Origin of the sequence: Allobosea sp. (assembly GCF_035999205.1) — a bacterium.
Classification (GTDB): Bacteria; Pseudomonadota; Alphaproteobacteria; order Rhizobiales; family Beijerinckiaceae; genus Allobosea.
The window spans coordinates 233580-255429 of the sequence record NZ_DASYHA010000012.1; the positions used below are offsets into that span (position 1 = coordinate 233580).

The window sequence follows — 21850 nt, forward strand, 5'->3', positions numbered from 1 at the left end:
AACGATCTCCGGCGGGTAGTCTGAAATGGAATAGCCTTGATGACCGGCAACCGCCTCCCGCCATCGACCACGGGGCTCCGGGTGTTCCTGGCGGTCGCGCGGCTTGGATCGACGGCGAAGGCGTCCGCTGCGGTCAATCTGACGCAGAGTGCGGTCTCCAAGCAGATCCAGGCGCTCGAGGAGCATTTGGGGACAACGCTGTTCGAGCGCACGCCGCAGGGCCTGAAGCTGACCGAGGCCGGCTCGATCTACAACCCTTACGCAGAGGCCGCGATCGAGCAGATGGAGCGCGGTGCGCGCCGCCTGAGCGAGCGCGCTGCCCAGGGCCGCCCGATCCGCCTGCACATGATCGCCATCGCGGGGGAGCGCTGGTTGATGGAGCGCTTTCCGGTCTTCGCCCAGGCCCATCCCGAGATCGACGTTCAGTTCACCAATTTCGTCAGCGAGGAGGAGACGGAGGAGCCGGATATCGACATCGGCCACCGGACCGGGCCTCAGGCCGGACGCGAGTCGCATTATCTCTTCGGACGTCAGGTCGCCCTCGTTGCCGCGCCTGCCCTGGTCGAGCGGATGGGCGGTTTCCTGCGTCCGGCCGATATCCAGAAGATGACCCTGCTGCAGCATTTCCAGATGCCGACCTTCTGGGCGGAGTTCACCGAGGCATTCGGACTGCGCGGCGCCGTCCCGGCGCATACGGTGCGCTACGGCTATTATTCCGTGATCATCCGCGCGGCGATGGCCGGGCTCGGCGTCGCCCTGGCGCCACGCTGCTACGTGGCGGAGGAACTGGCTTCGGGCGCCCTGATCAACCCGCTCGGCCTCGATTTCGAGAGCGCAACAGGCTGCTGGCTCACCTTAAGCGCCAACACCGAACATCGGCCGGGCTTCGAGGCGCTGGTCGCCTGGTTGCGCGAGGAGGCGGCCATATTTGAAGCCGCGACGCTGGCCAAGGCACCGAGCCTCTCGGCGGCGAGTTGAGAGCTGCGGGCGGGTTTTGGTACTTCGCCCCCAGCGGGCTGCAGAAGGCGAGCGCGCCACGCGTGATGGAAACCCCGATGGCCAGGCGCCGGGCTGCTCCGACATAGCCTGAGGCGGCGTCGCCACGACGGGGAGACACAGCGAGGAAATCTCCGGCTTGCAATCACGTCGGTGATGTGTACGTTTGCGTCATCAATTAATGTATGCATTATCGGATGCGATGAACGCGATCCCGACCCCTGACGCTCCCCACCAGCCCCGGCGCTCGACCGACGCGGTCTATGCGCAATTGAAGCAGCACATCCTCGACAACCGCTATCCGCCCGGCGCGCAGATCCTCGAAAGCGAGATTGCGGCTGAGCTGGACGCCTCGCGCACCCCGGTCCGGGAGGCCTTCGTGCGGTTGCAGCAGGAGGGGCTGCTCGAGATCGTGCCGCGCCATGGCGTGCGCATTTCTGCGCTTTCGCCGAGCGACATGCGCGAGATCTACGAGGTGCTGATGTCGCTGGAGCCGACGGCCGTCGAGCTTCTGGCCCGGCGAAGGCCGGACAAGGCCGAGCTCGCCAAGCTGATCGCCTCCTGCGACGCGATGGAGGCTGCGCTGCAGGGCACGCCCGACCTGCAGGCCTGGGCCGCCGCCGACGAGGCCTTCCACCTCAATCTCGCTCGCCTCTGCGGCAACAAGCGCCTGGCGGCGATGATCATGCAGGTCTGGGACCAGGCCCATCGCGCCCGCATGTTCACGCTCTCGCTTCGCCCGCTGCCGGTGCAGTCCACGGCCGAGCACCGCGCCGTGGTCGAGGCCATCCTCGCAGGCGACGTCGAGCGCGCCCGCGAGATCTACCACGAGCATCGCAAGCGGGGCGGCCTCGAGCTGACCACCATCATCGAACGACACGGAATCCAGAGGCTATGACGTCGAACTCATTCCATCTTGCCGTGATGCCCGGCGAAGGCATCGGCATCGAAGTCATGGAGGCTGCGGCCGTCGTACTCGACGCGGTCGAGAAGCGCTTCGATCTGTCTTTCCGCCAGGAGCACATCCCCGGCGGCGCGCATCACTACAAGGAAACCGGCGCGATCCTGCCGAAGGACGGCCTGGAGCGCGCCGGCAACGCGGACGCAATCCTGTTCGGAGCGATGGGGTGGCCGGACATCCGCTTCCCGGACGGGACCGAGATCGCGCCGCAGCTCGACATGCGCATGGCCTTTGGCCTCTATGCCGGGGTTCGGCCGATCCGCGCCATCCCGGGCACGCCGCCCATCCTCGCCCATGAGCGCTGGAAGGACATCGACTTCGTGATCGTGCGCGAGTCGACCGAAGGCATGTTCGCCTCCCGCGGCAAGGGCGAGATCATCGACGACCGCGAGGCGCGCGACACCCAGGTCATCACCCGCAAGGTCACCGAGCAGCTCACCGCCTTCTGCTGCGACCTCGCGCGTCGGCGGCGCGAGACGCGCGGCACGCCCGGCCGCGTCACCCTGGTCGACAAGGCCAATGTGTTCCGCTCCTTCGCCTTCATGCGGAAGGTCTTTTACGAGACCGCGGCCAAGCACCCCGATATCGACGCGCGCCATCACTACATCGACGCGATGGCGCTCGACCTCGTGCGCCGGCCCTGGGATTTCGATGTCCTGCCGACCGAAAACCTGTTCGGCGACATTCTCTCGGATCTCGGTGCCGGGCTGATCGGCGGCATGGGCTTCGCGCCTTCGGCCGACATCGGCGAAGCGCACGGCATGTTCCAGCCGAGCCATGGTACGGCGCCGGACATCGCCGGCAAGGGCATCGCCAATCCGACGGCAATGATCCTCTCGGCAGCAATGATGCTGGACTGGCTGGGCGAGCGTCACGGCAGCGCCGCGGCGCGCAATGCCGCGCGGGCGATCGAACTCGGCGTCGACCACGCCTTCGGCAAGATGAACCTGCGCAGCTACGACATCGGCGGGCGCCACGGCACCCGCGACATCGGCGGCACCATCGCCGAGCTCATCGCGAGCGGCAAAGCCGACCCGCAATGACTCTGACTGTCGCTATTGCGGGTTGCGGCTATTTCAGCCGGTTCCATCAGGATGCGTGGAGCCGGATGGAAGGGGTGCGCGTCGTCGGCGTCGCGGATCGTGACGCCAGCAAGCGAGGGGCCGCCGCCGCCTTGCTACAGGGCGCGGCGACCTTCGAAGATGCGGAGGCGATGCTCGATGCGGTGCGCCCCGACCTGATCGACATCGTCACGCCACCACAAACACATCGGGCGCTGGTCGAGGCGGCCGCGCGCCGTGGCGTGAAGATGATCTGCCAGAAGCCCCTGGCGCCGACCTTCGATGAGGCCCAGGAGATCGTTGCCATCGCGGAGAAGGCGGGGGTGATGCTGGCGGTGCATGAGAACTTCCGCTTCATGCCCTGGTTCATGGAGGCCAGGCGGCTGGTCGCCGACGGCGCGATCGGCACGCCTCTCAACATCAATTTCCGGCTGCGGCCCGGAGACGGCCAGGGGCCCGAAGCCTATCTTTCGCGACAGCCCTATTTCCAGAGCATGTCGCGCTTCCTCATCCATGAGACCGGCATCCACCTGATCGACGTGTTCCGGGACGTGATGGGGGAGATCACCGGTGTCTTCGCGCGGCTTCGGCGGATCAACCCGGTCATCAAGGGTGAGGATGCCGGGCTCGTAATCTTCGATTTCGCCAGCGGTGCCGCGGGCCTCTTCGACGGCAACCGCCATGTCGATCACCCCGCCGAGGACACGCGCATGACCAATGGCGTGCTGATGGTCGAGGGCGACCGCGGGGTGCTGCGGCTCGACGGCTATGGCCGGCTGTTCCTGCGCCCGCTGCGTGGCGAGGAGCGCGAGCACGCCTATGCCTGGGAGAATCGCGGCTACGGCGGCGACTGCGTCTACGGCCAGAGCTGCCACGTCGTCGAGCACCTGACCAAGGGTACGGCGCTGGTCAATTCCGGCCGCGATTACCTGCGCAATCTCGCCATCGAGGAAGCGATCTACCGCTCTGCCGAAGAGGGACGCTTCATCGCCATCTGACACGACATCTCGATCTGAACCACGAGAAGGCGGCCGTCGAAGCCGCCCGGTTGGGCAGGAAACACACACAAGGGAGGTTACCATGCAGAACAGACGTCATATCCTGAAAGCCTCGGCGGCGCTCGCCGGCGGCGCGATCACCGGCTTTCCCAACATCGTCCTGGGCCAGAGCGTCCGCACGCTGCGCTTCAGCCACACCGATACGTCGGTCGGTGCTGCGAACGAGGCCGCGATGCGCTTCGCCGCAGCGGTCGAGAAATACACCTCAGGCCGTTGCAAGGTTCAGGTTTTCCACTCCGGCCAGCTCGCCAACGACGCCAAGTCGCTCGACCAGCTCCAGGTCGGCGGGCTCGACTTCGCTCTCACCGGCGTCGTCACCTTCACACCCCATGTGAAGGACCTGTCGCTGATCGCCTTGCCTTATCTGGCCGAGACCTATGAACAGGGCTGGAAGCTCTACGACACCTCGAAGTTCATCAAGCAACAGGCGGATCTGCTGCCCGCCAAGGGCATGCGCATCGTCGGCAACTGGGAGGCCGGCTTCCGCAGCTTCACCACGAACTTCCCGCTCAACAGCCCGGCCGATGCCAAGGGCAAGAAGCTGCGCATCGCTCCGGTCGAAATGATCCGCTGGATCATGGAATCGATCGGCTTCTCGCCTGTCGTGATGCCGGTGACCGAAGTCTATCTCGCCATCCAGCAGAACACGGTTTCCGGGCAAGAGAACCCCATCGACACCATCTACTCGCAGCGTTTCTACGAGGTCGCCAAGCACGTCACCCTGTCGCAGCACGTCTATTCGCCGCGCTGGGTCGCCATGGCCGAGCGCACGTTCAAGAGTCTCAGCGCGGCGGATCAGGAGGGCGTCCTCAAGGCGGCGAAGGAAGCCGGCGACTGGAACCGCACCGAAGTGCGCGCCAATGACGAAAAGCTCTTGGCCGAGATGACCGCCAAGGGCGCGACCATAGTCAAGCCGGATCTCTCAGCCTGGCGGAAGGCGAGCGAAGGCGCCGTCGAGCGTGCCCGCAAGGAGTTCGGCGCAACCGCGGTCGACCAGTTCATCGCCGAGGCGGCCGAGATCCGCAAAAGCATGAGCTGAGCCCCGTCGAGAATCATCACCGGAGGCCGGCATGCGTTTCCTCTATCGCCCGGACCTGCCCGAGCCAGCGCCTCTGCGCTGGCTCGGAGACATGGTCGATGTTGCCCTGACGCTGCTGGCCGCCATGCTGCTCGTCGTGATGTTCGCCAATGTCGCGGCGCGCGTGGCGCTGAACAGCGACCTCGCCTGGAACACTGAATTCGGCGAGTTCGTGCTGCTCTGGGCGACCTTCCTCGGCGGGGCTTCGGCCGCTCGCCGAGGCGCGCATATGCGCATCACCGAATTCACCGACAAGATGCCGCCCACTCTGCAGAAGGTCGTCGAGCTCGCCACCCGGCTCGGTGTGGTCGCCCTGCTGACGCTCCTGATCTCCTATGGCTGGAACATCACGGAGAGCACGATGGGGCAGGAGCTGACCGTGCTCCATGTCCCGATGGGGCTGCAGTATCTCGCGATGCCCGTCGGCTCCGCGCTGGCGCTCGTCTTCGTGCTCTACGAGATGGCGCTGCTGCTGCGTAACAAGCCCCTTCCGCAAGAAGCCTTCCAGGACTGACCCATGGTTCTCGCCGTCATCTGCGCGGTCTTCTTCGCGCTCGCCCTTCTCGGAATGCCGCTCGTCTGGGCCCTCCTGCTGACCACGGTCGCCACGATCGGGATCTTCGGCATGAGCTACCCGCTCGAGGCGATCTTCCTTTCCTACATATCGAGCCTGGAGCCGCTGCACCTGGCGGCGATCCCGCTCTTCATCTTCACCGGGGAGCTGATCACCCATGGCGGCGTCGGCCGCCGGCTGATCGACTTCGCGCGCTCGCTCCTGGCTTTCATGCCGGGCGGGCTCGGCGTCGTCACCGTCTCGGCCTGCACCATGTTCGGCTCGGTCTCGGGCTCGGCCGTTGCGGATTCAGCGGCGATCGGCTCGATCATGGTGCCGCGCATGGCCGAGCGCGGCTATCCGCGTGCTTTTGCAGCCGCTCTGATCGCGGTCGCCGGCACGATCGGCGTGTTGATGCCGCTCTCGATCCCGCTGCTGGTCTATGGCTTCGTCGGCAACGTCTCGATCCGCGAGCTTCTCGTTTCGGGCGTCTTCCCGGCCTTCACCCTCGCTTTCGTCCTGATCCTGCTCTGTGTCTGGAAGGGCCGCTCGCTGGGCTGCGATCTCGGCGGAGCGATGCCGAGCCGGGCCGACATCTGGAAGAGCTTCCTGGCCATCCTGCCGGCCTCCGGCATGCCTGTCGTCATCCTCGGTGGCATTCTGACCGGCATCTTCACGCCGACCGAGGCCGCTTCGGTCGCGGTGTTCTACGGGCTGATCCTGGCGCTGTTCGTCTATCGCGAGATCAAGCCGGCGCAGGTCCCCGGCATGCTGCTGCAGAGCTTCCGCACCAGCGCTGTCGTCATGCTCGTGGTCGGCGCCACCGGCGCGCTGTCCTGGCTGATCACGGTCGAGCAGATCCCCGCCAATCTGGCGCAGACGATCCTGAACATCGCCGAGAACAAATACGTCTTCCTGTTCCTGCTCAACCTGGCGCTGATCCTCGTCGGTATCTTCCTGGAGCCGTTGCCCTCGCTGATGCTGACGGCGCCGCTCTTCATTCCCACGGCCAAGGCGTTCGGCATCGATCCGGTCCATCTCGGCCTGATCATGGTGTTCAACCTTGTGATCGGGCTCTACACGCCGCCTGTCGGCGGCACGCTCTTCGTGGCGGCCAAGATCGCGCGTGTGGGCATGGTAGCGATCTCGCGCGAGCTCATCCCGATGTTCATCCTGGCGATCTGCGTGCTGTTCCTCGTCACCTATGTCGAGGCGATCCCGATGGCTCTGGTCTGGTTGATGCGCGGATGACGCTTTCTCTCGACGACGTCTCGCTGATCGGCTCCGGCCTCAGCCGCCCCGAATGCGTCCTCGCCACGGCGAAAGGCGATCTCTACACCGCCGACTGGCGCGGCGGCGTGGCCCATCTCCGGCCCGACGGCACGCAGACGCTCTATACCGGCCAGACAGCCGACCTGCCGGAAGGCCTGCGCCCGAACGGTATCGCGCTAGAGCCGGACGGGTCCTTCCTCCTTGCCAATCTCGGCAGCGAGGCCGGCGGCGTCTGGCGCGTGACGCGCGATGGGCAGGTCGCGCCTTACTGGACGCAGATCGACGGAGCCCCGATCGCGCCCTCGAACTATCTGGTGCGCGATCATGTCGGCCGGCTCTGGCTCACCGTCTCGACGACGATGGTGCCGCGCTCGCTCGACTACCGCAGCGACTCGAAGAGTGGCTTCATTGCTGTCATGGACGAGAAGGGCGCGCGCATCGTCGCGGATGGGCTCGGCTTCACCAATGAATGCCAGATCTCCCAGGACCGGCGCTGGCTTTATGTCAACGAGACCTATGGTCGGCGGCTGAGCCGCTTCGCGCTACGCGACGACGCCAGCCTCGGCCCCAAGGAGGTGATCCACGAGTTCGGCGAGGGGCAGTTTCCGGACGGTCTTGCCTTTGACATCGAAGGCAAGATCTGGATCGCGGGCGTGATCTCAAACCAGTTGATGCGCATCGATCCGGAAAGCGGGCATTGCGAGATCATGTTGAGCGAGACCGACCCGGCCCATGTCGCCTGGGTCGAGCAGGCCTATCAGGCCAATGCGCTGGGGCGGCCGCATATGGACACCAATCCGTCGACGAAGCTGCGCAATCTTTCGAGCATCGCCTTCGGCGGGCCTGACCTGCGGACCGGCTATCTCGGCTGCCTGCTCGGCGATGCGATCGCGGTGACTCGGCTGGATGTGGCGGGCGTGCCGCCGGTGCACTGGCTGTATTGATGAACGGCCACTATCGCTCGCAACGGAACTGGGGCGTGAGGGTCAACCATGTCGTCTGGCATGGATTGGACGTTCTCGTGCTGGAGAACGAGCGGCTGCGCGCGAGCTTCGCCGTCGGGCGCGGTGCCGATCTCATCGAATTCCTTCACAAGCCCAGCGATACCGACTTCGTCTGGCTGTCCGCCAACGGGCTTCGACATCCAGCCCTGCGCGCGGTCACCCCACCCGATCCCCGCATGGCGTTCTATGACAGCTACCCGGGCGGCTGGCAGGAGGTCTTCCCGGTGGGGGGCGCCCCGTCCGCCGGGCCCGGGCTTCCCTTCGGCAGCCACGGCATGCACGGCGAGGCGTGGCACCGACCCTGGGACTGGCGGATCGTGGAGGACGCGGCTTCGGCCGTTCAGCTCGAATTGAGTGTTCGAACGGAGACGCTGCCTTACCGCCTGACACGAAATGTCAGGCTCGAATCCGGATCGTCGTCGCTGCTCTTCGAGGAAGTCGCGATCAATGAAAGCGACATCGATTTGCCGCTCATGTGGGGACACCACATCACATTTGGGCGGCCGTTCCTCGGGCCTGGGGCCGTCATCGAGATGCCGCCGGGTGTGGAGATCGTGACAGGCGACATCTCGCGCACGCACCCGCAGCGGCGCCTCGCCCCCAACCGGATCATGGCCTGGCATGATGCCGTCGACGCCGATGGCCGGGCGGTCGAGATGTCGCTCCTGCCGGAAGCCGGGACGCCGGGCGAGATGAGCTATCTGCGTGGCTTCCGCGAGGGCCGCTATCTGGTCCGGAATGGCCAAGGGCTAGCGCTCGAAATCGCCTGGGACGCAGCGGTGATGCCCTATGTCTGGTGCTGGCAGGAATTCGGGGCGATGCGCGACTACCCCTGGTTCGGGCGCCACTACAATATCGGCCTGGAGCCGTTTACGAGCATCCCGCGCGAGGGACTCGCCACAGCCGTCGAGAATGGAACGGCCTCACGTCTCGCCGCTGGAGAGCGCAAGGCATTCTGGCTGCGCGCGACGGCGGGCGGCTCCTGAGTGTGATGCGCTGGACCGCCCTTGACCGGCTGGATCCGCCTCGTGTCGGCCGCGCGGGAGGCGGCCGTGTACCCCCCTACGTGCGAAATGGCGTCAGAGGTACCCTGTGCCTGTGCAGCGGATTCAGCCATTTTCAGGGATTTGGAAGAGGCTGGCTGGGGCGGGAGGATTCGAACCTCCGAATGGCGGTACCAAAAACCGCTGCCTTACCACTTGGCGACGCCCCAATGCGCCGCGCCTTCTAGAACGCGTCGGGGCCTTGCGCAACCTGCCAGATGATCATCGCAGGACTTGTCCGATCCGGCCCGATGGGCCGACGACAGATCCTGCGGATAATTCGACATCGATCGGCTCGAGGGCTGTTGCGCCCGGCCGCGGTGCTGGCTATAAGCCGGCCACCAGTTGATCGGAGTGTGGCTCAGCCTGGTAGAGCACCTCGTTCGGGACGAGGGGGTCGCAGGTTCAAATCCTGCCACTCCGACCACTGGATTTCCCGAGACTTGTCGACGTCTTGCGAAACAGGCCCTTCGGGGCCTTTTTCTTTTTCGGGCCGTTTGGGCCCGCGACGCTGTGGTGCGCCCGTCGCCCTGTCTGCCCGCGGTGGTCAGCGCCGTGATTGCTCTCTAGGGTAGATCACCACCACCAGCGGAAACGATCATGAAGCGCGCCTTCCAACTTCTCGGTATTCTCGGACTGGCGACGCTGCTCGCAGGCTGTGACAAATGCGGCAATATCGGTCCGTTCTTCACCGGGCCCGAGCAGAAGACCTGCAGCAGTTCCACGCCGAACGGCTGAGGCGTTCCGGGCTCGCGATCCGAGCGATCGACATGAAAAAGGCCGGGGCGACGCCCCGGCCTTTTTCATGTTCGGACCTGCGGAAGGGTCAGCCGCGGCGTTGCAGCACCGACCAGCCGGCGCGTGCCAGGCAGGCGACCAGAGCGAGCTTGACGAGATCGCCCAGCAGGAAGGGCTGGATGCCATATTCGAAGGCCTTGGCGAAGCCGACACCGGTCGCGCCCGAGGCCATCTGGGCGCCGAAGGCGAGCCAGGCGAAGCCGAGCAGCATCATCACGACCTCGGCCGCGACAAGGCCGCCGACCAGGCGCGGCAGCGAGGCATTGCGGGCGGCAGCCCAGCCGGCGATGGCGGCGGCAGCGACGAAGCCGACGAGGAAGCCGCCGGTCGGGCCGACCAGATAGAGCGGGCCGGCGGCAACCGGCGGGGTGTTGGTGAAGACCGGCAGGCCGGCCAGGCCATAGGCGATGTAGAGCGCGACCGTCGCGGCGCCGAGGCGCGAGCCATAGGCGGCGCCGAGGCCGAGAACGGCCAGCGTCTGCAGCGTCATCGGCACCGGCCAGAACGGCACCTTGATCTTGGCGGCGAGGACCAGCAGCAGGCTGCCGGCGACGGCGAGCGCGACGTTGCGCAGCAGGGTCGCGCGCGGGCCCGAGACGGCCGGAAGGGCCGCGCCGGCCAGCGTCGGGGCTTGAAGGGGGAGCGTCTCGGCCATGGGCATGTCTTCCTGTTCGCATGAGGCCGCGCCGCGCGACCGTCTTTTCCGTCTATAGAAAATGCGGCAAAGCCCCACAAGCGGCGCGCGGCGGGCAGCCGCGCCAAGCCGGAATGCAGGATCGCGCATGAGTGACGAGATCGAATTCGACCGTAGCGCCACGACACCGCCGGGCGAGGTCGCGACGTTGTCGCCGCTAGTGCGGCGCGTCATCGCCGGCAATGGCGGGCCAATGACCTTCACCGGCACCTGCAGCTATATCGTCGGGCAGGGCAGGGTTGCGATCATCGATCCCGGCCCCGACGATGCGGCCCATGTCGCGTGCCTTCTGGCCTCGGTCGCCGGCGAGACGGTGAGCCATATCGTCGTCACACACACCCATCGCGACCATTCTCCGGCCGTGCCGGCTCTGAAGGCGGCGACGGGCGCGATCGTGGTGGGCTGCGGGCCGCATCGCGCGGCGCGCGAACTGGCCGAGGGCGAGGTCAACCGGCTCGATGCCGCCGCCGACCGTGACTATGCGCCGGACGAGGAGATGCGCGATGGCGACACGGTCACCGGGCCGGGCTGGAGCCTTACCGCCGTCGAGACGCCGGGCCACACCGCGAATCATCTCGCCTTCACGCTGGCAGAGGAGGAGACCCTGTTCTCCGGCGACCACGTAATGGCCTGGTCGACCTCGATCGTCGCCCCTCCGGACGGTGCGATGGCCGCCTACATGGCATCGATCGAGAAGCTGCGCGGCATGGATCATCGCCTCTACCGGCCGGGGCATGGCGGCCCGGTGACGGAACCCCAGCGTTTCCTGCGCGGGCTTGTGCAGCATCGCCGCCAGCGCGAGGTGGCGATCCTCAACCGGCTGCGGGCCGGCGATGAGCGAATCGCCGAGATGGTGCCGCCGATCTATCAGGGCCTGCCGCCGGCCCTGCACGGTGCGGCGGCCCTGTCGGTGCTGGCGCAGCTCGAGGATCTGGTGCTGCGCGGGACCGTCGGCTGCGACGAGTCGTTGCCCTCCCTGACGAGCCGCTATCGGCTCGCCTGAGCTCAGCGCGTGTCGACGAGAGTGTCGACCTCGTCTGCGAAGGCCGCGATCCGCGCGGCGTTGATGCCGAGGTCATGGCCGCCGAGGCGGGTCGCCGAGCGGATGTCGATGCGGCTGCCGTCAGCGCGCGGGCGGATGCGGATGGTGATGTCCTCGGAGGTCTGCAGGATGCGCGAGCGCGCCACGGCCTCGATGCGGCCGGCACCGGTGCGTCCGCCCGGCCGCGAGGATTCCAGCACGCGCCAGCCGCGGGCCAGGGCGGCGCGGCGGGCGATGTCGAAGGCGATTTCGGCCGGCACCTCGAGCACGATCGGCACGGCCTTGGGATAGGCCTGCCGCTGGACGCGACGGCGTTCCGGCGGGACATCGGGCGGCACGCGGCCGTTGCGGGCATCGAGCGCAACGCGCGAGCGGCTGAAGGCCGGCGGATCTTCGATGTCGGTCGAGACGTCGGCCAGCGCCGGCAAGGTCGCCAGCCGGAAGCCGACATAGGCCGCCGGCGCCAGCATCAGCACACAGAGCAGGAAGGCGCCCGCGGCCATGCCGACGCCGCGATGGCCTGACTGCCAGATCCGGGCGAAAGCGAGCAGCGACAAGGTCAGCGCCAGGAGCACGACAAGATAGGCCGCCGCGACCGGCGCCAGGCCCTGGAGGCTCGGCTCTCCCGTCCGGAAGACGAGGAGCGCGAGACATAGCACCGCGAGCGAGAACCAGGCCAACCGCCGGCTCCAGCGCGCGGTGCGCGACACGGGTTCCTCGAAGACGAGACGACGATGCATCGGCCATAGGTGACGCTGCGGCGGCGCGAAGGCAAGGATCGCGTGAGGGCAGGGTTTCCGCGAGGGTGGCTTGCGGGCCGGGCGCATCTCGCTTCGAACGGCGAGATGGTTTAGGTCTGACCATTCGTGATGGGGGCAGGGCCGTGCCGGATTCGAAGACAGCGCTGCGCGCGGACACGACCGAGCCGGATCGCGTCTGGTTCCGCTTCATGCGTCTGCACCAGCGCATGCTAATGCAGATGACGGCGCGCATCCGTGCCCTCGGCCTGTCGATCCCGCAATTCGACCTGCTTTCCACCCTGACGGAGCGCGAGGGCATCAGCCAGAACGAACTGGCAGAGCGGCTCTATGTCACCAAGGGCAATGTCTCCGGCTTGGTCGACCGGCTGGTTCAGGCCGGGCTGGTCGAGCGCCGCGCCATCGCCGGCGACCGGCGCTCCTACGCGATGCATCTGACCCCAGAGGGCCGCAGGCTGGCGGAAGCCGGCATCAGGACGCAGCGCGAATTCGTGGCGCAGACGCTGGGCAAACTGCCGGAGGGGGACCTGGTGGAACTCGACCGCCTCGTCCTCGCCTGGCGCGACCTCGCGCGCGCCGCCGACGAGGCGTAGGACAGGGGCGCGGGGCCGAATTCTCGGTCAGGCGTTCGGGCGGATCTTCTCAACGGCCTGCCTGCCGCCGGGCAACTCGCGCAGCACGAGCCGCTCACCGGCGCCGACCTCGCCCAGCACCGCCTCGCCACTGGTCGTCAGGACCGTGGCGAACTTCCTGACGAAGATGACGACGGGCCGGTTTCCAGCTGCGGCCCAACGCTTGAACTGGCCGTAATAGGGTTCCTTGCGCCAGGCCTGGGCGGCACCGGGGTCGGCCTGAACGAACAGCCAGCGCGTCACGGCATCCATGGTCAGGACGAAGCGGGCCTTGTCCGGTTTCCACTCGGGGCCGAGAAAATCCTGGGTCATCCAGAGGCACAGGAAGGCGCGACACTGCTGCGGGCGCGACTCATAGATCTTGCAGCCGCGGCCGGGCAGGCAGTTCGGGCACCAATTGCCTGCCGTCGCTCCCGCATCTGGTACGTCATAGACCTTGCAGCAGAGGGTGCAGCTGCCGCAGGCCCGGCCGGGAGCGGGCAGGCTCGTCATCGCCGCCGGGTCGATCATGCCGTGTCTTTAAAGGAGTTCCAAACGGCCTGAGCATGGCCGGGCAGAAGCGGGCTGGCAAGCGCACATGCCATGCACGCTGGAAGGATCGCGCGGCCGTCCATGGCCCTGCGGCAGAGTCTGCGGTGATGCGCGTTAAAATCGCTCAGCGCTTGCGGTGCGCCCGAACTATGATGGCGGTAGCAACCATCGCATCAGGAAACCGCACGATGCTGTCCAACCTCGCCGTCCGCGACATCGAGACCCTCGTCCATCCCTATACGAACCTCGCGACGCACCGCGAGACGGGGCCGCTCGTTCTGGAGAGCGGCAAGGGCATCTATGTCTACGACACGGCCGGCAAGGAATATATCGAGGGCATGGCGGGGCTGTGGTGCACCTCGCTCGGTTACTCCAACCAGGAGCTGATCGAGACCGCCTATGAGCAGATGAAGAAGCTGCCGTTCCAGCACATCTTCGGCGGTCGCAGCCATGACCCGGCGATCGAGTTGGCCGAGAAGCTCAAGGAAATTTCGCCGGTCCCGATCTCCAAGGTGTTCTACGGCGCGTCCGGCTCGGATGCGAACGACACCCAGGTCAAGATCGTCTGGTACCTGAACAATGCGCTCGGCCGGCCGCAGAAGAAGAAGATCATCTCGCGGCTCAAGGGCTATCACGGCGTGACCGTCGCTTCGGCCTCGCTGACCGGCCTGCCGAACAACCATATCGACTTCGACCTGCCGCTGCCCGGCATCCTGCACACCTCCTGCCCGCATCACTACCGCTTCGCCCAGCCGGGCGAGAGCGAGCAGGATTTCTCGTCGCGGCTGGCTGCGGAACTCGACGAGATGATCCAGCGCGAGGGGCCGGACACCGTCGCCGCCTTCATCGCCGAGCCGGTGATGGGCGCTGGCGGCGCGATCACCCCACCGGAAGGCTATTTCGAGAAGATCAACGCCGTCCTCGCCAAATACGACATCCTCTTCATCTCGGACGAGGTGATCACCGGCTTCGGCCGCACGGGCAAGATGTTCGGCACCGAGACCTACGGCATGAACGCCGACACGATCTCGCTCGCGAAGCAGATCACCTCGGCCTATTTCCCGCTCAGCGCCGTCATGATGAACGAGAAGGTCTACGAGGTCCTCGTCGACCAGAGCCGCAAGATCGGCACCTTCGGACATGGCAACACCTATGCCGGCCATCCGGTCGGCTGTGCCGTCGCGGTCAAGACGCTGGAGATCTACCAGCGCGACAAGATCGTCGAGCACGCCGCCAAGGTCTCGCCGACGTTCCTGCGCCGCCTGAACAAGCTCGCCGAGCATCCGTTGGTCGGCGAGGCGCGCGGCGTCGGCCTGATCGGCGGCGTCGAACTGGTCAAGGACAAGGCGACCAAGGCGTCCTTCGAGACGAAGAAGGGCGTGGGCCCGAAATCGGTGGCCTTCGCCCAGGAAGAGGGCCTGATCCTGCGCGCCATGGGCGACCGCGTCGCCTTCTGCCCGCCGTTGGTCATGCAGGAGGCGGAGATCGAGGAGATGTTCAACCGCTACGAGCGCGCCCTCGACAAGACGCTGAACTGGGCCAAGGCCGAAGGGCTGCTCGCGGCCTGAGGCCAGCGAGGCACGTCCACAATTCCTGCGCCGCCCTGTCCGGCCGACAGGGCGGCGTTTCTTTTCGGTCTGTCGTGCGGGTTGGTCTCGTGCACGCCGAGGCGCGAGCTTTCGTTCACGATTGTGGCGTCCGCTTACGAAACGACACAAATCGCCTTGAACAGATCACGATCGCGCCGTGGCGCCGTCCCGATCGCTGGTCAGGGTGCGGACATGGCGATGGCCAGGAACCATCGCCATCTGTTGTGGCCAAAGAAGTCGAGACCCATGACCTCCGCCGATCCGCGTCGCAAGATCCAGACGAATGCGAGCTTCCACGATTCAGCCGCGAGGGAGGCTTACGCTTCCTGGTTCCGCCCGATCGCACTTCCCGCGCTGGCGGCTGGAACCAGAAGGCCGGATGCCGCGTTAAAGATGCGTGCGAAGGATGAACCATCCCGGCTTGCCGGGGTCCTTCGTCACGGTTTTGACGACTGAGCCTCGTAGACGCTTTCTCGAGACCCTAAGCAATTGACCGGCGCAGAGCGATGAACGCTCTCGCCGGTCATTTTTTGTTTTGGGCCGCAGCAGATGCCGGCGGTCGGCGGCACCCGCGACTCTCATCTGCGCGAAACTTGGTCGCAACCGCAGGGCTCGTGGGCGACAGGTGAAGGCCTCGTCGCCCCGCTGCCTCAGGTCACGATGACCTTCGTGCCGTTGGGCACGCGGTTGAACAGGTCGATCACGTCGATGTTGCGCATCCGGATGCAGCCGGACGAGGCCGAACGGCCGATCGTCTCAGGCTCATTCGTACCGTGGATGCGGTACAGCGTGTCGTGGCCGTTCTGATAGAGATAGAGGGCGCGGGCTCCGAGCGGATTGTCGGGGCCGCCTTCCATGCCGCCGGCGCGCGGCGCGAGGTGCGGCCAGCGGGCGATCATCTCGGCGGGAGGCGTCCAGCGCGGCCACTCGGCCTTGCGCTGGATCACCGCTTCACCGGTCCAGCCGAAAGCTTCGTCGCCGGTCGCGACGCCGTAGCGGATCGCCTTCTTGTTCGGCAGAACGTAATAGAGATACTTCTCCTTGGTATCGACGACGATCGTACCGGGCGCCTGGCCCGTCGGATCGGCGATCTCGTAAGGCAGAAGCGTGATGTGATGGTCGAATTTCGGCACCAGCGCGATGTATTCCGCATCACGGGCCGAAAGAGCCGGCGCGTTCACGCTCTTGTACTGGCACGCCCCCAGAAGGGTCGACATCGCCAGCGCAAGAATCACGGTCTGTTTCATGACGTCCTCTAGAACGGCCCGGAGGCGATCTTTATGGTGAATGCAGGGTTAATGCTTGGTTTCCGCTGCGTTGCGCGGGAGCATCGCCTGTTCGCCGCTGCTCTAGGGCCGAAACCCGGATGGCGCAATTTCGGTTCCGGCCGGGACCGTGGAAACCGGCGTTTCGCAGTGCACCGTGGCTATCCTGCCACGCTCCGTTTTCCTTTCCGCTGAAATGAGGCCTGCCCGGTGACGACGCTCCTGATCACCCACCCCTCGTGTCTTCACCATGAGACGCCACCCGGTCATCCCGAGCGCGTCGATCGCATGCGGGCCGTCGAGTCCGCATTGGAGGATGAACGCTTCTCGGCGCTGATTCGCGAGAATGCCGCGCTCGGCTCGCTCGACCTGGTGACGCTCTGCCACCCCCGCGAGTTCGCGGAGGCTGTCCTCGCCGCCTCGCCGGAACACGGCCTCGTCCAGGTCGATGCCGATACGCTGATGTCGCCGGGTACGGTCGATGCCGTTATGCATGGAGTCGGTGCCGCGGCTCAAGCCGTCGACGAGGTGATGACGGGGCGCGCGACCAATGCCTTCTGCGCGATGCGGCCGCCAGGTCATCATGCCGAAACCGTCAAGGCGATGGGCTTCTGCTTCTTCAACAACGCCGCCATCGCTGCCCGGCATGCGCAGCGGCGCCATGGCGCCGAGCGTGTCGCGGTGATCGACTGGGACGTCCATCACGGCAACGGCACGCAGGAGATCTTCTGGGACGATGCGAGCGTGCTCTACGCCTCGACCCATGAGATGCCGCTCTATCCCGGGACGGGAGCCGTCTCGGAGCGCGGCCAGCATGGCACCATCGTCAATGCGCCGCTGCGGGCCGGCGACGGTTCGGAGATCTTTCGCGAGGCCATGGAGACGGCACTGCTGCCGCGCATCGAGGCGTTCGCGCCGGATCTGATCGTCATCTCGGCCGGCTTCGACGCGCACTGGCGCGATCCGCTGGCCAATCTCAACCTGAAGGAGCCGGATTTCGCCTGGGCGACGCAACGGTTGATGGAGATCGCGGATCGGTCATGCCGGGGGCGCGTCGTCTCCATCCTCGAGGGGGGCTACGATCTCGAGGGGCTGTCCCGTTCGACTGCGGCGCATGTCACGGCGCTGATGAGAGGCTGAACGAGGTTCCTGGAGAACGTCTTTTCTCTCAAACGTTTAGATCGGCTCGCGTCGAACAAGCCGTTTCAGTTTGGCCGGAGTTGGCTCCGCGGCGGCGGCGACGAAGCTGCGTTCATCGCGGGTTCAGTCGTGTCCGAGCATGAGAAACATGCTAGTGGGGTGCCGTGTCGCGGCAGATCGCTCGGCCGGGGGTTTTACCGGACAACGCATCGGCGAGGTGCGCATCCGGATCAGGATGAGGTGCGGGAAGGGATTGCGGCGTATGGAGGGCGCGCGATGCGGCGCGGCTCTTCGATGCGCCAGCCCGACCGCAGCGGGGCGCGATGAACGATATGAGCAAGCCGTCGGCGACGGCAGAGCCGGCGCCTGCGAAGCCGCTCGCCATGATGGCGGGCGCGAAGCGGCCGGATCTGCTGCGCGATGAAGTGCTGGGCGAGATTTTCGCGGCGACCGTGGCCGTGCGCGGCGCGCATGCGGCGCTGGCCGATGCATCGCGCCGCCTGAGCTATGACGAGGTCTGGGCCGCGGCTGGTCGCCAGGCACGTGGACTCGCGCGCGCGGGCGTCGGGCCGGGCGATCTCGTCGGCCTGTGGATGCCGCGCGGCATCGACCTGCTGATCGCGCAGATCGCGATCACGCGCGCCGGCGCGGCCTGGGTGCCGTTCGACGCCGAGGCGCCCGTCGATCGCATCGCCATCTGCCTCGCCGATGCCGAGGCCAAGGGTATCGTCACCGCCGCGGAGTGGCAGGGGCGGGCCGCGGGCGCAGAGCGCAACGTCTGGACGCCCGAGACGCTGGCGGCCGGCGACGATGGCGTCGCCATGCCGGCGCGGGCCGCCGGCCTGACCAAGGATCACCCGGCCTATCTGATCTACACCTCGGGCTCGACCGGCACGCCGAAGGCGATCGTCATCAGCCACCGCAATATCTGCCACTTCCTGCGGTCCGGGAACGCGCTCTACGACATCGGTCCCGACGACGTCGTCTTCCAGGGCGCCTCGGTCGCCTTCGACCTGTCGATGGAAGAGATCTGGACGCCGTATCTGGTCGGTGCGACGCTCCATGTCGCCTCGCCGGAGATGATGGGCGACGCCGAGAAGCTGCCGGCTCTCCTCACCGAAGCAGGCGTAACCGTGATCGACACGGTGCCGACCTTGCTCGGCATCCTGCCGGCCGATGTGCCGTCGCTGAAGCTGATCCTGCTCGGCGGCGAGGCCCTGCCGCCTGCGACCGTGCAGAAGTGGTCGAAGCCCGGCAGGCGCATCCTCAACACCTATGGCCCGACCGAGGCTACGGTCGTTGCCACTGCCGCCGAGGTCAGGCCCGGCGAGACGGTCACGATCGGAAGGCCGATCCCCAACTACACCGCCTACATCGTCAACGAGGCGATGGAGGTCGTCGGGCCGGGCGAGCAGGGCGAGTTGCTGATCGGCGGCCCGGGCGTCGCCAGGGGCTATCATGGGCGCCCGGAGCTGACGGCCGAGAAGTTCATCGCCAACCCGTTCGGCCATCCCTTCGGCAACGATGATCCGGTGCTCTATCGATCGGGCGACGCGGTCAGTCTCGACGAGAACGGCAACATCGTCTTCCACGGCCGCATCGACGACCAGATCAAGATCCGCGGCTTCCGCGTCGAGCTTGGCGAGATCGAGTCGAAGCTCGCCGACGAACCCGGGGTCAACCAGGCCGCCGTGGTGATGCGCATCGATGACGAGATCGAGCGCCTTGTCGCCTTCGTCGTGGCCGAGCCGGGCGTCGCGGTCGACGGTGCGGCGCTGCGCGCAGCGCTGCGCGACCAGTTGCCGCCCTATATGGTGCCGGCGCATTTCGAGGCGGTCGGTTCGCTGCCGCGGATGGTCTCCGGCAAGGTCGATCGCCGGATGCTCAAGGCCGCACCGCTGACGGCGCCGAGCTCCGCCGGCGAGCAGGAGCCGCCGCGCAATGCGACGGAGGCCGTTCTGCTCGAGGCGGCCAAGCGCGTGCTCGGCGCCTCGAGCCTGCCGCTCGATGCGGATTTCTTTGTCGATCTCGGCGGACATTCGCTGCTGGCCGCCCGCTTCATCTCGATCGTCCGCGAGAACCCGGCCTATGCCGGCATCACGCTGCAGGACGTCTATGGCGCGCGGACCTTGCGCGGCATGGCCGCCCTGCTCGACGGGCGTGGCACTGCCGAGGCGCAGGACCTGTCCTTCACGCCGCCGCCCTTCATGCGGCGTTTCCTCTGCGGGCTGGCGCAGGCTGCGGTGCTGCCTGTCATCATCGGCCTCGCGACGGCGCAGTGGCTTGGCATCTTCGTCACCTACATGCTGCTGTCGGGCGAGGATCTGCCGCTGCTGGGGCAGGTCTTCGCGCTCCTCGGCGTCTATGTCGCGATCACCATCATCACGGGCCTGATCGCGATCGCGCTGAAATGGATCGTGCTCGGGCGAACGAAGCCGGGCGTCTACCCGCTCTGGGGCATCTACTATTTCCGCTGGTGGTTCGCCGCCCGCGTCGCTGGCCTGGTCCACATCAAGTGGTTGCAGGCGACGCCGGTGATGCGGATGTACTGGCGCCTGCTGGGGGCCAAGGTCGGGCGCGACGTCATCATCTCCGACTACGAGGCTGGCGCGGTCGACCTGATCACGATCGGCGACGGCACCAGCTTCGGCTCGAAGACGACCTTTGCGAACGGCGAGGCGGTCGGCGACAAGCTGATCATCGGCAGGATCACCATCGGCAAGGATGTCTGTGCCGGTGCCTCGGTGGTGCTCGGCCATGACTGCGTGATTCGCGACCATGCCGAGATCGGCGACCTCACCGCAATCGCGCCCAACGCCGTGATCGGCGAGGCGGAGGTCTGGGACGGCTCGCCGGCCCGCAAGATCGGCATGGTCGATCTCGAGGCCCTACCGCCGCAGGCCGAGGCCAGCCCGCTGCGGCGTGCTGCCATGACGGCGTTCTACGTCCTCATGCTCATCGTGCTGCCGCCAATCAGCCTGCTGCCGATCTTCCCGGCCTTCTGGCTGTTCGACAAGATCGATGACTGGATCGCGACCTGGTCGGAGCTCAGCTATCTCTGGTACCTACCGATCCTGACCTGGCCGACAGCGATCGGGCTGATCGGCTTCACCGTGCTGCTGATGGCCGGCCTGCGCTGGGCGATCCTGCCGCGAGTCACCTCCGGCTCCTATTCGATCCATTCGAGCTTCTATGCGCGCAAATGGACGGTGGCGCTGGCGACCGAGGTGACGCTGGAGACGCTGTCCTCGCTGTTCGCGACGATCTACATGCGCTTCTGGTATCGGCTGATGGGTGCGAGCATCGGCAAGGGGGCCGAGATCTCGACCAATCTGTCCGGCCGCTATGACCTGACTGCGATCGGGGCCGGCAACTTCATCGCGGACGAGGTCGTCTTCGGCGATGAGGACATGCGGCGCGGCTACATGCGCCTCGACATGACCCGCACCGGCGAGCAGGTCTTCATCGGCAATGACGCGGTCGTGCCACCTGGCGCGTCGGTCCCGGACCGGGTGCTGATCGGCATCAAGTCGAAGCCGCCGGCGAACGACCAGATGCAGCCGGGCGACACCTGGTTCGGCTCGCCGCCGATCAAGCTGCCGACGCGGCAGAAGGTCGATCTCGGCGCGGACTGGACCTATCGGCCGTCATGGCAGAAGCAGGTCGCGCGTGGCGCGTTCGAGGCGCTGCACACGTCGTTCCCCGCGATGCTGTTCATCACCTTCGGCACGATCGCGGTCGATCTCGTCCTGCAGCAGAAAATCAACGAACAGGATTGGCTCGGCCTCGTCCTCTCCTTCATGGGCGTGGCGGTGCTGATCGCGGTGACCCAGGCGCTGATCTGCGCTGCGATCAAATGGCTGATGATGGGCGTCTACAAGCCCGTGATGAAGCCAATGTGGTCGTTCTGGGCGATGCGGACCGAAGCGGTCGCGGTGATGTATTGGGGGTTGGGCGGAAAGGTGCTGTTCGACTATCTGCGCGGCACGCCGTTCCTGCCGTGGTTCCTCAAGCTGTTCGGGGCGAAGTATGGCAAGGGCGTCTGGCTCGACTCGACCGACATCACCGAGTTCGACTGCATTACCGTCGGCGACTTCTGCACGGTCAACGCGCACTCCGCCCTGCAGACGCATCTCTACGAGGACCGCGTCATGAAGGTCGGCCGGGTCAAGCTCGGTAAGGGTGTCTGCGTCGGCGCCGGCGCGACGGTGCTCTACGACACCCATGTCGGCGACTACGCTCAGGTCGGGCTGCTGACCGTGATCATGAAGGGCGAGAACCTGCCGGCGCATACGCGCTGGGAGGGGGCGCCTGCCGTGCCGGCCAAGGCCTCCCTGGCGCATTGACCGGCGGGAGCCGTGTTTGACCGTGGTCG

20 protein-coding genes and 2 tRNA genes are annotated in these 21850 nt (G+C 66.5%); 17 read left to right on the plus strand and 5 right to left on the minus strand.

All coding sequences use genetic code 11. The annotated features are described in order from the left end of the window. Positions 1-39: 39 nt before the first annotated feature. The 9 genes from VGN82_RS03850 to VGN82_RS03890 all read left to right on the plus strand — a co-directional run bounded on the left by VGN82_RS03850 (position 40) and on the right by VGN82_RS03890 (position 8969). On the plus strand, positions 40-978 hold the full coding sequence (locus tag VGN82_RS03850) for a LysR substrate-binding domain-containing protein (RefSeq protein WP_327525666.1): 939 nt from the start codon (positions 40-42) through the stop codon (positions 976-978). A 220-nt stretch (positions 979-1198) separates the two neighbouring features. Next, on the plus strand, positions 1199-1894 hold the full coding sequence (locus VGN82_RS03855; protein ID WP_327525667.1) for a GntR family transcriptional regulator: 696 nt from the start codon (positions 1199-1201) through the stop codon (positions 1892-1894). Beyond that, on the plus strand, positions 1891-3000 hold the full coding sequence (locus VGN82_RS03860) for an isocitrate/isopropylmalate dehydrogenase family protein (protein WP_327525668.1): 1110 nt from the start codon (positions 1891-1893) through the stop codon (positions 2998-3000). Before VGN82_RS03855 ends, VGN82_RS03860 begins: the two co-directional genes overlap by 4 nt. Continuing rightward, entirely contained in the window at positions 2997-4016 is a 1020-nt protein-coding gene (locus tag VGN82_RS03865) for a Gfo/Idh/MocA family protein (protein ID WP_327525669.1), read from the plus strand. The genes VGN82_RS03860 and VGN82_RS03865 overlap by 4 nt, the downstream gene beginning before the upstream one ends. 82 nt (positions 4017-4098) lie before the next feature. Next, entirely contained in the window at positions 4099-5115 is a 1017-nt protein-coding gene (locus VGN82_RS03870) for a TRAP transporter substrate-binding protein (RefSeq protein WP_327525670.1), read from the plus strand. Between the two features lie 31 nt (positions 5116-5146). Continuing rightward, the gene (locus VGN82_RS03875; protein WP_327525671.1) at positions 5147-5668 is read left to right on the plus strand and encodes a TRAP transporter small permease; all 522 of its coding nucleotides are present in this window, start codon (positions 5147-5149) and stop codon (positions 5666-5668) included. Between the two features lie 3 nt (positions 5669-5671). After that, the gene (locus VGN82_RS03880; RefSeq protein WP_327525672.1) at positions 5672-6958 is read left to right on the plus strand and encodes a TRAP transporter large permease; all 1287 of its coding nucleotides are present in this window, start codon (positions 5672-5674) and stop codon (positions 6956-6958) included. Beyond that, positions 6955-7923, plus strand: coding sequence for an SMP-30/gluconolactonase/LRE family protein (locus VGN82_RS03885; protein ID WP_327525673.1), 969 nt, complete (start codon positions 6955-6957; stop codon positions 7921-7923). The genes VGN82_RS03880 and VGN82_RS03885 overlap by 4 nt, the downstream gene beginning before the upstream one ends. Beyond that, on the plus strand, positions 7923-8969 hold the full coding sequence (locus VGN82_RS03890) for a DUF4432 family protein (protein WP_327525674.1): 1047 nt from the start codon (positions 7923-7925) through the stop codon (positions 8967-8969). The genes VGN82_RS03885 and VGN82_RS03890 overlap by 1 nt, the downstream gene beginning before the upstream one ends. A 152-nt stretch (positions 8970-9121) precedes the next feature. Here VGN82_RS03890 and VGN82_RS03895 read toward each other — a convergent pair. Further along, positions 9122-9196: transfer RNA gene (locus VGN82_RS03895), tRNA-Gln, on the minus strand. A 180-nt stretch (positions 9197-9376) separates the two neighbouring features. Between VGN82_RS03895 and VGN82_RS03900 the strand changes: the two genes are divergently transcribed. Both VGN82_RS03900 and VGN82_RS03905 read left to right on the plus strand, forming a co-directional pair. Continuing rightward, positions 9377-9453: transfer RNA gene (locus VGN82_RS03900), tRNA-Pro, on the plus strand. A 173-nt stretch (positions 9454-9626) separates the two neighbouring features. Then, the gene (locus tag VGN82_RS03905; protein WP_327525675.1) at positions 9627-9764 is read left to right on the plus strand and encodes a hypothetical protein; all 138 of its coding nucleotides are present in this window, start codon (positions 9627-9629) and stop codon (positions 9762-9764) included. 88 nt (positions 9765-9852) lie between these two features. Here VGN82_RS03905 and VGN82_RS03910 read toward each other — a convergent pair whose 3' ends face one another. Next, on the minus strand, positions 9853-10479 hold the full coding sequence (locus VGN82_RS03910; protein WP_327525676.1) for a biotin transporter BioY: 627 nt from the start codon (positions 10477-10479) through the stop codon (positions 9853-9855). A gap of 127 nt (positions 10480-10606) precedes the next feature. On the opposite strand from VGN82_RS03910, the gene VGN82_RS03915 reads away from it, so the two are divergent. Beyond that, positions 10607-11521: an MBL fold metallo-hydrolase gene (locus VGN82_RS03915; protein ID WP_327525677.1), complete on the plus strand. Its 915-nt coding sequence runs from the start codon at positions 10607-10609 to the stop codon at positions 11519-11521. Positions 11522-11523: 2 nt separating this feature from the next. Here the strand turns inward: VGN82_RS03915 and VGN82_RS03920 are convergent, their stop codons facing one another. Next, positions 11524-12270, minus strand: coding sequence for a DUF1499 domain-containing protein (locus VGN82_RS03920; RefSeq protein WP_327525678.1), 747 nt, complete (start codon positions 12268-12270; stop codon positions 11524-11526). Positions 12271-12509: 239 nt separating this feature from the next. Here VGN82_RS03920 and VGN82_RS03925 point away from each other — a divergent pair, with 239 nt between their 5' ends. After that, positions 12510-12911: a MarR family winged helix-turn-helix transcriptional regulator gene (locus VGN82_RS03925; RefSeq protein WP_327525731.1), complete on the plus strand. Its 402-nt coding sequence runs from the start codon at positions 12510-12512 to the stop codon at positions 12909-12911. A gap of 27 nt (positions 12912-12938) precedes the next feature. Here VGN82_RS03925 and VGN82_RS03930 read toward each other — a convergent pair whose 3' ends face one another. Next, a complete protein-coding gene (locus VGN82_RS03930) occupies positions 12939-13460 on the minus strand; it encodes a YkgJ family cysteine cluster protein (RefSeq protein ID WP_327525679.1) in 522 nt (173 codons plus the stop codon). A gap of 209 nt (positions 13461-13669) precedes the next feature. Here VGN82_RS03930 and VGN82_RS03935 point away from each other — a divergent pair, with 209 nt between their 5' ends. Together VGN82_RS03935 and VGN82_RS03940 are read left to right on the plus strand one after the other, a co-directional pair. Beyond that, positions 13670-15049 (plus strand): aspartate aminotransferase family protein, encoded by a 1380-nt coding sequence (locus VGN82_RS03935; protein WP_327525680.1) that lies wholly within the window; start codon positions 13670-13672, stop codon positions 15047-15049. 267 nt (positions 15050-15316) lie between these two features. Then, positions 15317-15526, plus strand: a complete 210-nt coding sequence (locus VGN82_RS03940; protein WP_327525681.1) for a hypothetical protein — start codon at positions 15317-15319, stop codon at positions 15524-15526. Between the two features lie 194 nt (positions 15527-15720). Here the strand turns inward: VGN82_RS03940 and VGN82_RS03945 are convergent, their stop codons facing one another. Next, positions 15721-16317, minus strand: a complete 597-nt coding sequence (locus VGN82_RS03945) for a L,D-transpeptidase (protein ID WP_327525682.1) — start codon at positions 16315-16317, stop codon at positions 15721-15723. Between the two features lie 228 nt (positions 16318-16545). Here VGN82_RS03945 and VGN82_RS03950 point away from each other — a divergent pair, with 228 nt between their 5' ends. Then, positions 16546-17475 carry a histone deacetylase family protein gene (locus tag VGN82_RS03950; RefSeq protein ID WP_327525683.1) on the plus strand — a complete coding sequence of 310 codons (930 nt, stop codon included), beginning with the start codon at positions 16546-16548 and terminating at the stop codon, positions 17473-17475. A gap of 332 nt (positions 17476-17807) precedes the next feature. Next, complete coding sequence (locus VGN82_RS03955) at positions 17808-21821, plus strand: Pls/PosA family non-ribosomal peptide synthetase (RefSeq protein ID WP_414644194.1); 4014 nt, start codon at positions 17808-17810, stop codon at positions 21819-21821. The last annotated feature ends 29 nt before the right edge of the window (positions 21822-21850 follow it).

What these genes read in the sequence shown, in the direction of transcription:
- VGN82_RS03880 (WP_327525672.1), top strand. Translation starts at nt 5,672, where the DNA reads ATGGTTCTCGCCGTCATCTGCGCGGTCTTCTTCGCGCTCGCCCTTCTC.
- VGN82_RS03925 (WP_327525731.1), top strand. Translation starts at nt 12,510, where the DNA reads ATGCGTCTGCACCAGCGCATGCTAATGCAGATGACGGCGCGCATCCGT.
- VGN82_RS03890 (WP_327525674.1), top strand. Translation starts at nt 7,923, where the DNA reads ATGAACGGCCACTATCGCTCGCAACGGAACTGGGGCGTGAGGGTCAAC.
- VGN82_RS03870 (WP_327525670.1), top strand. Translation starts at nt 4,099, where the DNA reads ATGCAGAACAGACGTCATATCCTGAAAGCCTCGGCGGCGCTCGCCGGC.
- VGN82_RS03885 (WP_327525673.1), top strand. Translation starts at nt 6,955, where the DNA reads ATGACGCTTTCTCTCGACGACGTCTCGCTGATCGGCTCCGGCCTCAGC.
- VGN82_RS03930 (WP_327525679.1), bottom strand. Translation starts at nt 13,460, where the DNA reads ATGATCGACCCGGCGGCGATGACGAGCCTGCCCGCTCCCGGCCGGGCC.
- VGN82_RS03935 (WP_327525680.1), top strand. Translation starts at nt 13,670, where the DNA reads ATGCTGTCCAACCTCGCCGTCCGCGACATCGAGACCCTCGTCCATCCC.
- VGN82_RS03915 (WP_327525677.1), top strand. Translation starts at nt 10,607, where the DNA reads ATGAGTGACGAGATCGAATTCGACCGTAGCGCCACGACACCGCCGGGC.
- VGN82_RS03865 (WP_327525669.1), top strand. Translation starts at nt 2,997, where the DNA reads ATGACTCTGACTGTCGCTATTGCGGGTTGCGGCTATTTCAGCCGGTTC.
- VGN82_RS03910 (WP_327525676.1), bottom strand. Translation starts at nt 10,479, where the DNA reads ATGGCCGAGACGCTCCCCCTTCAAGCCCCGACGCTGGCCGGCGCGGCC.
- VGN82_RS03860 (WP_327525668.1), top strand. Translation starts at nt 1,891, where the DNA reads ATGACGTCGAACTCATTCCATCTTGCCGTGATGCCCGGCGAAGGCATC.
- VGN82_RS03905 (WP_327525675.1), top strand. Translation starts at nt 9,627, where the DNA reads ATGAAGCGCGCCTTCCAACTTCTCGGTATTCTCGGACTGGCGACGCTG.
- VGN82_RS03855 (WP_327525667.1), top strand. Translation starts at nt 1,199, where the DNA reads ATGAACGCGATCCCGACCCCTGACGCTCCCCACCAGCCCCGGCGCTCG.
- VGN82_RS03850 (WP_327525666.1), top strand. Translation starts at nt 40, where the DNA reads ATGACCGGCAACCGCCTCCCGCCATCGACCACGGGGCTCCGGGTGTTC.
- VGN82_RS03955 (WP_414644194.1), top strand. Translation starts at nt 17,808, where the DNA reads ATGAGCAAGCCGTCGGCGACGGCAGAGCCGGCGCCTGCGAAGCCGCTC.
- VGN82_RS03945 (WP_327525682.1), bottom strand. Translation starts at nt 16,317, where the DNA reads ATGAAACAGACCGTGATTCTTGCGCTGGCGATGTCGACCCTTCTGGGG.
- VGN82_RS03875 (WP_327525671.1), top strand. Translation starts at nt 5,147, where the DNA reads ATGCGTTTCCTCTATCGCCCGGACCTGCCCGAGCCAGCGCCTCTGCGC.
- VGN82_RS03940 (WP_327525681.1), top strand. Translation starts at nt 15,317, where the DNA reads ATGACCTCCGCCGATCCGCGTCGCAAGATCCAGACGAATGCGAGCTTC.